Source organism: Rhodococcus sp. BE178, from assembly GCF_050433545.1.
In the GTDB taxonomy this organism is placed as follows: domain Bacteria; phylum Actinomycetota; class Actinomycetes; order Mycobacteriales; family Mycobacteriaceae; genus Prescottella.
Genome location: NZ_JBNPXA010000003.1, coordinates 317,648 through 331,418 on the forward strand (window position 1 = coordinate 317,648; position 13,771 = coordinate 331,418).

At 66.8% G+C, this 13,771-nt stretch carries 13 protein-coding genes; 6 read left to right on the forward strand and 7 right to left on the reverse strand.

Translation table 11 applies throughout. The features are described from left to right. The first annotated feature begins 93 nt into the window (after window positions 1-93). The 3 genes from J2X34_RS08475 to pth all read left to right on the forward strand — a co-directional run bounded on the left by J2X34_RS08475 (window position 94) and on the right by pth (window position 3,145). Complete coding sequence (locus J2X34_RS08475; RefSeq protein WP_174908891.1) at window positions 94-1,569, forward strand: FAD-dependent oxidoreductase; 1,476 nt, start codon at window positions 94-96, stop codon at window positions 1,567-1,569. A 272-nt stretch (window positions 1,570-1,841) separates the two neighbouring features. After that, on the forward strand, window positions 1,842-2,441 hold the full coding sequence (locus J2X34_RS08480) for a 50S ribosomal protein L25/general stress protein Ctc (RefSeq protein ID WP_114718271.1): 600 nt from the start codon (window positions 1,842-1,844) through the stop codon (window positions 2,439-2,441). Between the two features lie 125 nt (window positions 2,442-2,566). Next, window positions 2,567-3,145 carry an aminoacyl-tRNA hydrolase gene (pth, locus tag J2X34_RS08485; protein WP_114718270.1) on the forward strand — a complete coding sequence of 193 codons (579 nt, stop codon included), beginning with the start codon at window positions 2,567-2,569 and terminating at the stop codon, window positions 3,143-3,145. 20 nt (window positions 3,146-3,165) lie between these two features. Here pth and J2X34_RS08490 read toward each other — a convergent pair whose 3' ends face one another. Beyond that, window positions 3,166-6,357 (reverse strand): type I restriction endonuclease subunit R, encoded by a 3,192-nt coding sequence (locus J2X34_RS08490; RefSeq protein WP_302675477.1) that lies wholly within the window; start codon window positions 6,355-6,357, stop codon window positions 3,166-3,168. Between the two features lie 176 nt (window positions 6,358-6,533). Between J2X34_RS08490 and J2X34_RS08495 the strand changes: the two genes are divergently transcribed. The 3 genes from J2X34_RS08495 to J2X34_RS08505 all read left to right on the forward strand — a co-directional run bounded on the left by J2X34_RS08495 (window position 6,534) and on the right by J2X34_RS08505 (window position 9,683). Beyond that, window positions 6,534-7,052: a hypothetical protein gene (locus J2X34_RS08495; RefSeq protein ID WP_429516575.1), complete on the forward strand. Its 519-nt coding sequence runs from the start codon at window positions 6,534-6,536 to the stop codon at window positions 7,050-7,052. Window positions 7,053-7,096: 44 nt separating this feature from the next. After that, window positions 7,097-7,777, forward strand: a complete 681-nt coding sequence (locus J2X34_RS08500) for a DUF4352 domain-containing protein (protein ID WP_429516577.1) — start codon at window positions 7,097-7,099, stop codon at window positions 7,775-7,777. Window positions 7,778-7,865: 88 nt separating this feature from the next. Further along, window positions 7,866-9,683 carry a hypothetical protein gene (locus J2X34_RS08505; RefSeq protein WP_429516579.1) on the forward strand — a complete coding sequence of 606 codons (1,818 nt, stop codon included), beginning with the start codon at window positions 7,866-7,868 and terminating at the stop codon, window positions 9,681-9,683. 60 nt (window positions 9,684-9,743) lie between these two features. Here the strand turns inward: J2X34_RS08505 and J2X34_RS08510 are convergent, their stop codons facing one another. The 6 genes from J2X34_RS08510 to J2X34_RS08535 form a co-directional block, all read right to left on the reverse strand. Continuing rightward, complete coding sequence (locus J2X34_RS08510) at window positions 9,744-11,312, reverse strand: DUF222 domain-containing protein (protein WP_429516581.1); 1,569 nt, start codon at window positions 11,310-11,312, stop codon at window positions 9,744-9,746. Window positions 11,313-11,363: 51 nt separating this feature from the next. Continuing rightward, a complete protein-coding gene (locus J2X34_RS08515; protein WP_429516583.1) occupies window positions 11,364-11,513 on the reverse strand; it encodes a hypothetical protein in 150 nt (49 codons plus the stop codon). Window positions 11,514-11,550: 37 nt separating this feature from the next. Further along, on the reverse strand, window positions 11,551-12,426 hold the full coding sequence (locus tag J2X34_RS08520; RefSeq protein ID WP_429516585.1) for a hypothetical protein: 876 nt from the start codon (window positions 12,424-12,426) through the stop codon (window positions 11,551-11,553). 45 nt (window positions 12,427-12,471) lie between these two features. Next, complete coding sequence (locus J2X34_RS08525) at window positions 12,472-13,227, reverse strand: PASTA domain-containing protein (protein ID WP_429516587.1); 756 nt, start codon at window positions 13,225-13,227, stop codon at window positions 12,472-12,474. 89 nt (window positions 13,228-13,316) lie between these two features. Next, window positions 13,317-13,445, reverse strand: a complete 129-nt coding sequence (locus J2X34_RS08530) for a DUF6508 domain-containing protein (protein WP_429516589.1) — start codon at window positions 13,443-13,445, stop codon at window positions 13,317-13,319. Then, on the reverse strand, window positions 13,430-13,759 hold the full coding sequence (locus J2X34_RS08535; protein ID WP_429516591.1) for a hypothetical protein: 330 nt from the start codon (window positions 13,757-13,759) through the stop codon (window positions 13,430-13,432). The genes J2X34_RS08530 and J2X34_RS08535 overlap by 16 nt, the downstream gene beginning before the upstream one ends. Window positions 13,760-13,771: the final 12 nt, after the last annotated feature.

The following is a 13,771-nucleotide window of genomic DNA, read 5'->3' on the forward strand; positions in this document are numbered from 1 at the left end:
TTAGGTTCCCGCTGGGCGGGATGTGTGTGCCGTCGAACCTATTGCGCGTGTAAATGATCTGTGTCACACATTCATTCGTGAGAGGACGACCACATGGCTGACGCCACACCGATCCGACCGATCCAGGCTGATCAAGTCACCGAATGGGCCTACGAGGCCGATGTCGTCGTCGCCGGATTCGGTGTCGCCGGTGCCTCCGCTGCGGTCGCTGCCGCCACGGAGGGCGCCGAGGTCCTGGTGCTCGAGCGCACCGGCGGCTGGGGCGGCGCCGCGGCGATGGCTGGCGGATTCATCTACATGGGCGGCGGAACCCCCCTGCAGAAGGCGTGCGGTTTCGAGGACACCGTCGACAACATGAAGGCGTTCATGACGGCCGCGCTCGGCCCGGGCGTCGACGAGGCCAAGATCGACGCCTACTGCGAGGGCAGCGTCGACCACTACCACTGGCTGGCGGACGAGTGTGGCGTCCCGTTCAAGATGAGCTTCTGGGGCGAGCCGGGCTGGGAGCCGCCGGGCGACGACGGCCTGCAGTACACCGGCGGCGAGAACTCCGCCCCGTTCAACGCGACCATCCCGCCGGCGCCGCGCGGCCACGTCCCGCAGATGCAGGACAAGCACGTGAGCAGCGAGAAGGGCGGCGGCTACATGCTCATGAAGCCGCTCACCGACAAGGCCGCCGAACTGGGCGTCAAGGCCGAGTACGACATGCGCGTGCAGGCCCTGATCGTCGACGCCCACGGCCGCGTCGTCGGCCTGCAGGCCAAGCAGTACGGCAAGGACGTCGCCGTCCGCGCCCGCAAGGGTGTCGTGCTCGCGACCGGCAGCTTCGCGTACAACGACGACATGCTGGCGGCGTACGCCCCGCGTCTGATCGGCCGCCCGGCCGCCTCCATCGAGGAGCACGACGGTCGCGCGATCCGCATGGCCCAGGCGCTCGGCGCCGACCTGGCGCACATGGACGCCACCGAGGTCGCGTTCTTCTGCGATCCGCAGCTGTTCATCCGCGGCATCCTGGTCAACGGCCGCGGTCAGCGCTACATCAACGAGGACACCTACCCGGGCCGCGTCGGCCAGGCCACGCTGATCGAGAACCAGAACCAGTCGTTCCTGGTCATCGACGAGGAGGCGTACGAGGAGGGCATGACCCGTCCGACGTCGAGCCCGCAGCTGCGCCACCAGCCCAAGTGGGTGGCCGAGACCGTCGAGGAACTCGAGGCCGAGATGGGTCTGCCCGCCGGCGCGCTGCAGGCCACCGTCGACGTCTACAACCGCCACGCCGCGAACGGCGAGGATCCGCTGTTCGGCAAGAAGGCCGAGTGGGTCAAGCCGATCGGTTCGCCCGTCGCGGCCATCGACCTGCGCGGCATGACCGGCGGCTTCACGCTCGGCGGCCTGCGCACCAGCGTCGACTCCGAGGTCCTGCACGTCTCCGGCGAGCCGATTCCGGGCCTGTTCGCCGCGGGTCGCTGCACCTCCGGCGTCTCGGCCGGCGGCTACGCCAGCGGCGCGTCCCTCGGTGACGGCAGCTTCTTCGGCCGTCGCGCCGGACAGAGCGCCGCGAAGGCCTGACGCTCCACCCCTCGCCGAATCGGCCCGGTCGACGCATCGCCGTCGACCGGGCCGATTCCCGTTTCCGCAGGCCGTCCGGTAGAGTGTTTCAAGTTGTCTCGGCGAGGGCGATTCGCGAAGAACTTTTTCACGCTGAATCACCGTGATCGACGCGGCTACGGCTCCGCTCGAGCAGTCTGCACTGCTCCCCGGCCGTCCGTGTCCGTCCGCCTCTCCCGCGACGACGACCGACCGCCAGCGAAATCTCACGTGAGTTGTAGGAGCCGTTCAAAATGTCTGACGCCAATCGCCTCGTAGCCTCCGCGCGTACCGAGTTCGGTAAGGGTGCCGCCCGTCGTGCTCGTCGCGATGGCCAGGTTCCCGCCGTCCTGTACGGCCACGGCACCGACCCGCAGCACCTGAACCTCCCGGCTCGTGAGTTCGCCGCCATCCTGCGCGCACACGGCACCAACGTCGTCATGACGCTCGAGGTCGACGGCAAGGAGCAGCTGGCGCTGACCAAGTCGGTCGTCGTCCACCCGATCCGCCGCTACATCGAGCACACCGACCTGCTGATCGTCCAGAAGGGCGAGAAGGTCTCGGTCGAGGTTCCCGTCGTCCTCACCGGTGTTGCTGCTCCCGGCGCGCTCGTCACCGAAGAGGCCAACACCATCAAGCTCGAGGTCGAGGCGCTGCACATCCCCGAGAACGTCGAGATCTCCATCGAGGGCGCCGAGATCGGCACCCAGTTCCTCGCCGGTGGCGTCACGCTGCCGAAGGGTGCAACCCTGGCTGACGATGCGGATCTGCTGCTCGTCAACATCGTTGCCGCTCAGGCCGCCGAGCCCACCGAGGCCGAGGCCGCTGCCGAGGCTCCGGCCGAAGAGGCCTGAGCAGCTCCACGCTGAACGTCGTGCGGCGCGCCGAACCCGATTCGGGTTCGGCGCGCCGTTGCTTTGTAGCGCTGCAGTCGTATGACGCTGCCGTCGTACGACACGGATCGTGAAAGGACACCTCGGTGAGCGACGAGAACGGCACCGCGTTGGTGGTCGGCCTGGGCAACCCCGGGCCCCAGTACGAGAAGACCCGCCACAACATCGGATTCATGGTGGCCGACCTGCTCGCCGGGCGAGTGAGCGGAAAGTTCAGCGCCCACAAGCGCAGCGGCGCCGAGATCGTCCAGACCCGGATCGCTGGGCGGCAGGTGATCCTCGCGAAGCCCCGGTCGTACATGAACCTGTCGGGCGGTGCGGTATCCGGTCTGGCCCGGTTCTTCTCCGTCGAGCCGGAGAACATCGTCGTCGTGCACGACGAACTGGACCTCGACTTCGGCACTATCCGCCTCAAGCTCGGCGGCGGCGAGGGCGGCCACAACGGGCTGCGCTCGATCTCGAACTCCCTCGGCACCAAGGACTACCTGCGCACCCGCGTCGGCATCGGCCGGCCCCCGGGACGTCAGGATCCCGCCGACTACGTGCTCAAGCCGTTCTCGAGCGTCGAACGCAAGGAACTCGACCTGGTCTGCGAGGAAGCCGCCGACGCTGCCGAACTGGTCCTCCAGCTCGGCCTGGAGGCCGCACAGAACCGGCTGCACTGAGGGCGCAGCCGGTCCGCCGCTCAGGCCGCCATCGTCGGGGCGATGGCCTCCATCTGCTCGATGACGAGCTTGATCGCGGCCGGCTGGCGATCCGGCGGATAGCCGTGCCGGGTCAGCAGGCGCTTGATCTGTGATCGCAGGCGAGCCTTGACGTCCTCTCGGACGGTCCAGTCGGTCGACGCGTCACGACGCATCACCGCCACGAGGTCGCGGGCGATGTCCGCGAGCTTGCCCTCCCCCTGTTCCTCGACGGCCGACTCGTTCTGTGCGACAGCGTCGTAGAACGCGAGCTCGTTGTCGTCGAGCGGCGGCGTGAATCGGTTGCCTCGATCCGATTCGGCGGCCACCTCCTTCGCCATCTCGACGAGCGCGGCGATCACCTCGGCGGAGGTGAGCTGACTGTTGGTGTACTTCACCATCAACGACTGGAGCTTCTCCGAGAAGGCGCGGAGCCGTATCACGTTGTGCTTGGCGGCCTTCTGCGCCTCGTCGTTGATCAGCTTCCGCAACGCCTCGATCGCGAGGTTGGGGTTCTTCGCTTCCTGCGCCTTGCGGATGAAATCGACATTGATGTCACCCAACGAGGGCTTCGGCATCCCGGCCGCGTCGTAGATGTCGAGGACCTCACCGGATTCGACCGACGCCGCCATCAGCTGCCGCAGTGCCCGCTGGACGTCCTCGGGCACGGCCTGACCACGCGCGTAGCGTTCCTCCGCATCCCACTTGGCCATGTAGATGCGCACTTCCTCGAAGAACTGCGCGATCGGGGCCTGCTCGCGGAGCGCCTCGTGGCTACCGCAGATGGCCCAGGTCCGCGAGAGTTGCGACGCGAACTTGCGGTAGCGGGCCGCGAGGGTCTCCTCACCCTCCCCCACCTGGTTCTCGGGATTGCGCGGATCCCTCAGATAGTTGACTGTCGCATTGGCGGCATCGAAGTAGGCTCGCGGACCGGGTTTCTGAAGCTGCGACCGCCAGTCGAAGCCGTGCAGGATGTTCTCGATGATCGTGATGAGGTTCTTCGCGGTGTCGACGGCGGCGTCGATGTCGCGCCCCATCGGCTTCTGCTGCTGATCCGTCTCCGTGTACTCGGCCAGCGCGTGCGCGAGATTGTCGGCCAACGGCGCGTACGCGACGAGCAGGCCGTCCTGCTTGCCGCGGAAGGTGCGGTTCACCCGCGCCAGCGCCTGCATCAGCAGGGCGCCCTTGAGCGGCCGGTCGAGGTACATCGTGTGCAGCGGCGGCGCGTCGAAGCCGGTGAGCATCATGTCCTTGACGATGACGAGTTCGAGTTCGTCGTCGATGTCCTTGATGCGCTTCTTGATCGCGGCGTTCTCGGAGTCGCGACGCACGTGGTCGCTGATCGGCGGCTCGTCGCTGGGGTTTCCGGAGTAGACGACCTTGATCCTGCCGGTGGACAGACTGTCGGTGTGCCAGTCGGGACGCAGCGCCACGATCTCCCGATACAGGTTGGCGCAGATCTCGCGGGTGGCTCCGACGATCATCGCCTTGCCCGTGGCGGTCGGGTTGTCCTCGGAATCGACGAAGGCACGCATCGCGGCCCGTCGGATCTCCCAGTGCTCGACGATGTCCGCTGCGAGCTTCTTCAGCCGGGCAGGGGCACCGTAGACGGCGTTGATGACCGCCACGCTCTTCTCGATGCGATCACGTTCGGTGTCGTCGAGCCCGATGGTCGCCTCGTCGGCCGACGCATCCAGATCCTGTTCCGAAACATCCTCGGCGAAGGACACCTTCACGAGCCGGCTCTCGAAGTAGACCGGAACGGTGGCGCCGTCTTCGACGGCCCGGGTCAGGTCGTAGATGTCGATGTAGTCACCGAAGACGTCGCGAGTATTGCGGTCCTCGAACGAGATCGGCGTACCGGTGAACGCGATCAACGTGGCGTGAGGCAGTGCGTCGCGCAGGTGTCGTGCGTAGCCGTCGAGGTTGTCGTAGTGACTGCGGTGCGCCTCGTCCACGACGACGATGACGTTGCGGCGGGCGGTCAGGAGTGGATGGCTGGCACCGGAATCCCGCTCGTCCTTGGTGCGACCGAACTTCTGCAACGTGGTGAAGTAGATGCCACCGGTGGTACGGCCGGACAGTTCCTGCCGGAGCTCCTCGCGCTTGCGCACCTGCTGCGGCTGTTCGGGAAGCAGCCGCGACCGCAGGAACGTCTCGTAGAGTTGGCCATCGAGTTCTGTGCGGTCGGTGATCACCACGACCGTCGGGTTGGCGAGCGCCGGGTGTCGGATCACCTGGTTGGCGTACAACTCCATCTCCATGGACTTGCCCGAGCCCTGGGTGTGCCACACGACGCCAGCCTTGCCGTTGCTGGCCACCGCCTGCACCGTCTTGCCGACCGCCTTGCTCACCGCGAAGTACTGGTGCGGCTTGGCAATCCGCTTCAGCAGACCGTTCTCGTCCCGGTCGAAGGCGGTGAAGTGGCGGAGCAGCTGCAGGAAGCGTTCCTGGTTGAACAGTCCGTACAGCGCGGTGTCGAGCGGCGTCGTGCCGTCGGTGAGGGTCTCGGTCGTGACGGGGGTGCCGTAGTCGTCGACGTTCCAGGGCGAAAAGTGGTTGAAGGGCGTGAACGGCGTTCCGTACCGCGCGGTGATTCCGTCCGAGATCACGTTGAAGACAGCGAATCTGAAGGCGAGCGGGAACTCCTTCAGATACGTCCGCAGCTGTGCGTGCGCCTGGACCAGGCCGGCGTTCTCGGCTCCGGCCTTCTTGAGCTCGATGACGCTGACCGGCATCCCGTTCAGGTACAGCACGACGTCGAATCGCCGGTGATAGTCGCCCTTCACCAGCGTCACCTGGTTGACCGCGAGCCAGTCGTTGTCGTCGGGTTCCGCCGACAGCAGCCGGATGGTCGGGGTGATCTCCTCACCCGACTCGTCGACGTAGGTGATCTTCCGGAGCCCCTCGGTGAGGAACTGGTGGATCGCCTCGTTCTCCGCGATGGCATCGGTCGACCCTGCCGTCGCGACGGCGGCGACGGCCTCGTCCACGACGTGGTCGGGCAATTGCGGATTGAACCGCGCGATCGACGCGCGCAGGCGCGGCACGATCAGAAGCTCGTCCCACGATGCCCGTTCACCCGAACCGGGCGCGATGTCCGCTCCCGCAGTGGGCCTCCACCCGAGTTCACCGAGAACGTCGAGGGCCATCTGCTCCCAGTCGTTCTCGGTCAGCGCGCGGCTTTCGATCACTGCTATGTCCTCCCTCACAACAACACAACAGGGCAAACAGTACCGGGCACCCGCAATGGTCATCGAAGGTCACATCGCCACATCCGATAACCCCAGTTATCAGGAATCTCTTTGGCATTGCGCTTCTCCGGTCCTCACGATGTGGTCATCACCTCAACCGAACCAGGGAGTCCGTTGTGACCGCTCTTCTCGGGCCCGAGCCCTCGTCCGATCCGCTTGGAACGACCGTCGTCGACACCCCGTCGACGCAGCCGTCGGGCAAGCGGCCGTTCTGGATCGGACTGAGTGCCGGCGTCGCCGCTACCGCGGCGGCAGTCGGCATCGCGTTCGGTGTCGTCACCGCCGTCCGGGCCGCGAGTGCACCCGGCTCGTTCGACATCACCGGGATGATCACGCTCACGGGCAAGACCACCTCGAGCGGACTTCCGACCGGATTCACGTGTGCCGGGGCCGGCGGATACAGCGATCTGTCTTCCTCTGCGGCGGTGACGGTTTCGGACGAGTCCGGAACCCTGCTGGCGAAGGGCCACTTCACCGGCAGCAGCGGCAGCTCCGGCTACTGCATCTTCGACTTCACCGTCACCGATGTCCCGCGCGGCAGCAAGTTCTACGAGGTCGAGATCGCCCACCGCGGCGGCCTGTCCTTCACCGAAGCCGAAGCCGAGAACGGCGTCGCGCTCTCACTGGGCGACTGACGCCCAGCTTCCATCTCATTCGACATCCATCAGAAAGGTCGACCATGACCGCTCCCCAGAATCCCCTGCCCGGACAGCCCAACCAGTTCCCGGCCACTCCCCCGGCGGTCCAGCCGCCGAAGAAGAAGTCCAAGAAGTGGCCGTGGGTGGTGGGTGCCATCGCCGCCGTCGTGGTGATCAGCGCGATCAGCAACGGCAAGGACGACGCGACACCCGCCGACGGTCAGACAGCGGCAGCAGACGTCGTCGCGGTCGACGCGGCAGCACCCGCGGCTCCGGCGGCGCCCGCACCGGCACCGGCACCGGCACCGGCCGCGAAGAAGGCCCTGCCCGGATTGAACGCACCGGTCCGTGACGGCAAGTTCGAGTTCGTCGTCACAGACGTCGAGACAGGGCTCGGCACCGTCGGCGACAACCCGTTCCTCACCAAGAAGGCGCAGGGACAGTTCGTGATCGTGACGATGACTGTGCAGAACACCTCGGACAAGCCGAAGGGACTGAGCCCGAGCGACCAGGAGCTGTACGACTCCCAGGGGCGCAAGTTCACCGCCGACACGTCGGCGGGAATCGCCCTCGACTCAGACGTCTCGGTCTGGGACGAAATCAACCCGGGCAACAAGGTGACGATGAAGGTCGTCTACGACATGCCCGCCGACACCGCGCCGGCCGAGATGGAACTGCACGACTCGATGTTCTCGAGCGGCTCACGCGTCGCCCTCCGGTAGAGGGCCCGATCGGGCGGGCGCGAGCGCTGGGGGGTGCCCGCGCCCGCACCGACATATTTCGTAAAGCAGATCAAGGGGAGGAACAAGCATGACCGGCTCGGCCGCCGACCGCATCGCCACACTGGAGTACACCGTGGGGCCACGGCGCGGAATCGTCCACACACACAATCCTGCTCGCTGGGGCGCCAGCGGAGCGGTGCGGCCCAGTTCGATGTCCGCGCCGCACGCCGCGGCCGTCGAATCTGCGGCATCGGCGTTCCACTATTTCGACGCCTGCGCGCTCTGGCTGCATCTCGCGCAGCCGGCGGCCGACCGCATCGAGATCACAATGCTCAACGACGACGCGCTGGTAGCCTCACCCGACCCGGAGGTCGTCTACCACCTCACCGGCGTCGACGGCGTCTGGCACCGGGGCGAGGATCCACGCCGCCATACCGCAGTCCCGACCCGGGAAGTACTCGACGAACTGCTCGACAGGCTCGACGATCACAGTGGCCTGCTCGATGCCCGGCCGGCGAGTGCGCACGACATCTGGGATCACTTCGTCAAGCCTGACGAACGGACCGATCCTCGGGTGCGGGAAAGTATCGGGCCATACACGGGCTGGAGGCTGATTCCCGAGTCCTCCGTGCGCGTCGAGCCGCTGGGCCGGAACAACTTTCGAGAGGCCGATCGGGTGGCAGTCATCCAGGCGGTGATCGACAGCGCCGGTGGCACTGTCGCGGGGTGGTGCGATGCTCACGACGCGCTGTTTCGGCCGTCGGGGGTCGACGACAGTCCGGTCCTCGCGCAAGTGCAGGCACAGGATCTCGACGCGGACGATCGACGCCTGGTCCGCGAGCTCTTCCTCGATCTGGTTCTCTGGCAGGCGGATCGAACATCCGGCGCCCATCCGAGGACGACGCGGCACGACACGCTCGGCACACATTGTCTCGTCGGAACGCACGCCGTGGACTCCGCGTTCGTCGGGATCGGTCCGGACCCGGAGGGCCGGAAGCTCTTCATCGGCGCGGGCAGCGATCGGTTCGAGTTCGCGGCGTACGCCTCGGGCTCCGTCCCGATGCTGGCGGAACCGGTGTACCGCGTGGTCGTGCCACACGAGCGCATCCGTGCCTTCTGTGACCGGCTGGGCGCTCCCCCGTACGCGCACCCGCTGCCGGTTGTGAGCCTGTTCGCGGAGGAGATCGGCGAGCTCGGCCCGCAGGAGTGGCTGCGGCGCAACGCTGTGGAGGACTGGACCGAGGAGCACCCCGAGCCCGTCTCGACCCCCTCGTCGCGGGAACTCGCGGAGGACTACGTCGCAGCCCTGATCCGGCCTCCCGCCGGCGGGCACGGATCGGGGGTCGGGCTTCCCGGCAAGACGGAATTTCCCGCTGCCTGGTCCCGGGAGACGGTGATGAGCCGGATCGAGTCGACGACGGTCGAGCCGCACTCGCGGACGGTCATCGGCTGGACGGTGTTCGACGAACGCGAGTTCGACGGTGTCTGGGTGTGCGTTGTGTGGCGGCACCGACCGGATGAGGAGCCGCGTGTGGTCACCGCGTATCCGCTCAGTAGCGACGGGGTCGTGTTCAACGAACTGCCGGACGACTATCCGAGGAACCTGGTGCTTCCGACGGCAAACGACCTGTGCAAGGCAGTGGATTCGGCGCCGGATCACCTGGTGCGTCTGGTCAGGAACGCCGCCTCCTGCGGTGAACCGTACGAGGCGATCCTCGCCGGCCTGAATGTGGCGACCGCGCACTGTATCGCCCTGCCGCTCGACCTCATGAACACCGTCGCGCAGCTCATCTTCGATAGGTTCTTCGACGACGCGGACTATGAGGAGCTGACCGACGTGTTCTCGGCGCTGGCGGAGCGCGATCATCCGGGTTCGGTGTGGGGCCCGCAGGGATGGCTGGGCTGACAGGAAATCGTCGCGGCTGGTTGGGAGCCGTCGCGGCCTTCGCGGTTTGACGCACCGAGCTCAGAAGGGCGCGGTGTCGTCGCACTCGACGACCGTGGGCGGCGCCGGCGGCCGGGCGGCTCCATGCCCTCGAAGGCGTGCGGGGACCCAGCTTTCGAGGAGATAGTCGAGGTCGAGTTCGGCCTTGGAATACCGGAGCCGTGCAAGGGTTCGTGAGCCGGTAAGCCGATCGACGAGTCGCGGATCGAGGCCGGCGCGGAGACTCGGCTGCGACGCCGAATGGGAGAACGGCCCCTGCGGATCTGTCACGGTGGTACGACCGGTGGGATCGATCCACTCGAGCCGGCCTTGCCCGACTTGGCGGACGGTCCAGTAGCCGAGTGTCTTGAGCCGGTGATGGGTCCGGCACAGGCAGGCCAGATTCGATTCGACGGTGAGCCCGCCGCGATCCGGGTTCTCATGATCGAACGGGACCGTGTGGTCGAGGTCGCACGCGGTGGCGGGCGCGGCGCAGTTCGGGAAGCGGCACACGCCGTCCCGTGTCCTGACGATGTCCGCCAATTGGGAGCTCGAACGATAGGTTGTTGCCCGCAATCGTTCTCGCGTTCTGGAAGCGAGCGATTGTGGAGATTGTTCGGGGGACGGAAGTGTCGGTCCGATCCCGAGCACCGGCCCGGTGTTGCTGTCGCCGGTGAGCCTGGCTCGATCTGCCGCGGAAAGCGTCAGGACCTGCTTCCACGTGGCGTCCGCAGCGAGTTCGCGGGCCAGATCGGCGTCTATCGCGCCGTGTCCCGACAGGTACCCGGGGGCGTCGTCGAGTCCCAGCAGTGTCGACGCATCGACTCCGACGAGCACCTGTACCTGGACGCCGGCGCGGTTCTTCGCTGTGGTGTCGGTGCGGGCGGTGCAATCCACGCTGCCGCAGCGGCACTCGAGGTGGGTGTGGCCGGCGGCGAGAGCGACGAGCGCGTCTGCCCGGCGCTGCGCATGGGTCCGTGGGTCGTGTCCGCAGACGTCGAAGCTCATGGCCCGGAGTCGGGTTGCGACGATACGACCGCCCTCGGCGGGCAGCAGTCCGTCCAGGTGCGACATCGCGTGGTCGCCAGCAATTACTCTCACGTCGCGGTCCTCGGCAGCACGTCGGCGCCGTTCTCGCGCGCCGTCAGGGTCGAGCCTCGCAATCAGACGTCGGGCACGCTCCTTCAGTCGCGTGGTGGTCGACTGCGCCGCACCGTCGAGCAGGCAGCGCTCGATCTTCTCCAGCTTGTCGTCGGAGACATTCGCCAGCGCCTCCGACAGCGCGTGGGCTTTCGCGAGGTCGATCCGCCCAGCCTGGAACTGGGCACGAACCTGATGCAGTCGCCACCGCAGGTCACAGCCGAGCCCGATCATTCGCCGGGCGGACACCTCAGTGAGCCCGAGGAGGCCGGCCACCTCGACGTGCGCGAACTCGCCGTGGTGCGCCTCGTTCCTACCGAGACGCGCATCCTCTTCGCAGCGGGTGACAAACAGCGTTGTCACCGCATCGATCTCACTGAACTGTTCACGCGCGATACGGGCGTGCCGCTCGACGAGGACGGCGGCCACATCCGCGTCCGCCGCCTCAGCCAACACCCCCGTATCGAACATGCTTTCGACTCTAGTGGAGCCCTCCGACAATCTCAGGCGTTTGCCGCGTTCTCACTCCCCCGACCCCTGGGCGAGGCGTCGGTTCAGTTCTGCCGAGCGCTGCGCCACTCGACGCGCGATCTCGGCGACGCGCTCCTTGTCGACGTGCATGCCCGCGGCGAGCGCTTCGGCATCGGTGCGGCGATCGTCAGATTCGTCCATCCCGTCCTCCACTATCCTCGGCTGAAGTGGTTCTCGGTCAGCGAGACCCGTTCCGCCGTTGCTTGCCGAGCGCGGGAGCCGACTTCTGCGGCACATTCCGCGGCGTGCCCGTAACCGTCCGAGACGGCACGACGGCGGATGGCTGGCGACGCCGCGAGGCGAGTGCATGTATCGCGTCGCGACCCTCCGCGCGAATCTTCGCCATCCCGGGAACCTCGCTCGGTACCGCCTTCTCCAGCGGTGGCTCTCCGAGCGCTGCGAGGGCCCTCCGTGCCAAAGCGATCTCCTCCTCCAGGTGTAGGCAGGTTGCGCAGCGCCAGCGGTCCTCATACCGCGACAAGGTCTTGACCGCCAGGCACACTCCGCAGCGTTTCGGCCGCGGTGCCGGAACGGGCTTCGGACTCGGAGCCGGCTTCGCTTGCGCCTGTGGAACCGGTACCGGCGGAGCCGGTTTGGCATTCGGTTGCGGCGCCGCAGCCGGCTTGGGCAACTGAATGGGTTTCGGCGGCTGAATGGCAGACAGTTCAGCTTCGAGTTTCGCTACGCGCTCACGCTTACTTTCGAGCAGCGCCGAGAGTTCGCTCGCAAGCTCACTCGGAGACTGTTCGAGATAGCGGATCTCCGCCTTCGCCTGCTGATACTCCTCTTCGAGTTGCACCGCGCGGCGACGGTCGACGATGGCAATCTCACAGGCCGCCAGTCCGCCCGCCTGCAGTGTGGATTCGCCGAACACGGCCATCGCGAGTTCGGTGCGGGCACGGTTCCAAGCCAATACGCGCGGCTGGAGATCGACCTCCAGAGACTCCTCCTCCAGAACGAGTGCGAGCGAAAACTCGAGCTCGTCGGCCAACGACCGTGCGGCCGCTCGCGCCTGGCTCAGCAGTGCATCCAGATTGTCTACCGAACTTGTCAATCCTCAATCACCTTGTATCGGTGCCAGCTTCGTAAACGGGACGCGTCAGGAGCAGTCCCCGGGCTCCCCGTACTTGACCACCGACAGCACTGCATCGCCTTCGGCGATCGGAGTGCCCGCTGCGGGGCGTTGTTCCACGACCACCCAATTGCGATCCGAGATCTGCATCCGGCCCTTGCCGGTCGCGTCCTCGCTCCGCGAGAAGTAGACCCCGGCCTCCTGGATCGTGTCCTGCGCCGTCTGCAGGTTCATGCACATCACGTTCGGCATCAGCGACTGGGTAGTACCCGAACCGGCCGACGCCGCCGAGGACGGCTGCGGCGCGAGCGGTACCTGCCCGGCGGGTGCGGCGGGTGGCGGCGCCGGTACCAGCATTGCGGACGTCTCGGTGATGTCCTCCGTCGACGAATCGGCGTCGAGTCCGTCACTGATGTCGCTGATGATCCCTATCAGGACGAACCCAGCGGCCACCACGGATGCGATGACAACGCCCCGGCGAACAGGCTTTCTAGCAGGCGCCTCGGGTGGCGGGGCGAAGGCCGCGGAGGTATCGCCGGCGAGAAACGCCTCGTGCCCGGCCTGGGCCCGGGCAGCCAGGGCGTCCTTCTCTGCCTTAATCCGAGCGAAGTGGTTGCGAATCGGTCGACCGACGGCAAGATACCACAGGCCCGCAGCCATGATCAGAGAGATCGCGACGGAGCCGAAGTCGAGCTGCACGAGGCTGACGATCGCCAGCCAGGTAACGACGCCGGCGAAGAATCCGGCGAGGACGCGAAGGTACGGAGTTACGGCGTTCATCATCTTCCTGATGCTGCAGGGATGGGCTGGGTGCCCTCCGATTCGGATGTGATTGTGACAGGCGCCACTGACAGTTCGGGCGGGTGTCGCGCCTACGACTCCGCGACCAACACGAGCAGACGCTCGAACAGTGCCGGCATCGTTCCGTTGTCGAAGACACCGACGAGCGCGCCCTCACAGAATCGATCAGCGAGAACCAGTCTCGTCAGAAAACCCAGCACCTCGGCGACATCGAAAGCGGCCCAACGTCTCCGCGCTCGGGCAGCCGCCCGACCGCCGGCTCGGCAGCGCCGACGAACGCGCGATCCAGGAGACCCTTCGAGTCGAGCCACCTCACCGACTCGTCGGCCAGCGGGTCCTCGACCGTGTAGCCGAATCCCAGGGCGCCCTCCCGGATCGGCTTCAGACGGTTCACGTATCCGAATTCGCCTTCGTGCAGTCGGATTCGTTCGACGAGTGACCGCAGCTCGGCGATGTCCTGCGGGTTCATTGACGCCAGAGCGTCTTCCGGCAGCCGGGTAGTCCGATCGTTCATTGCTTGTCCCCC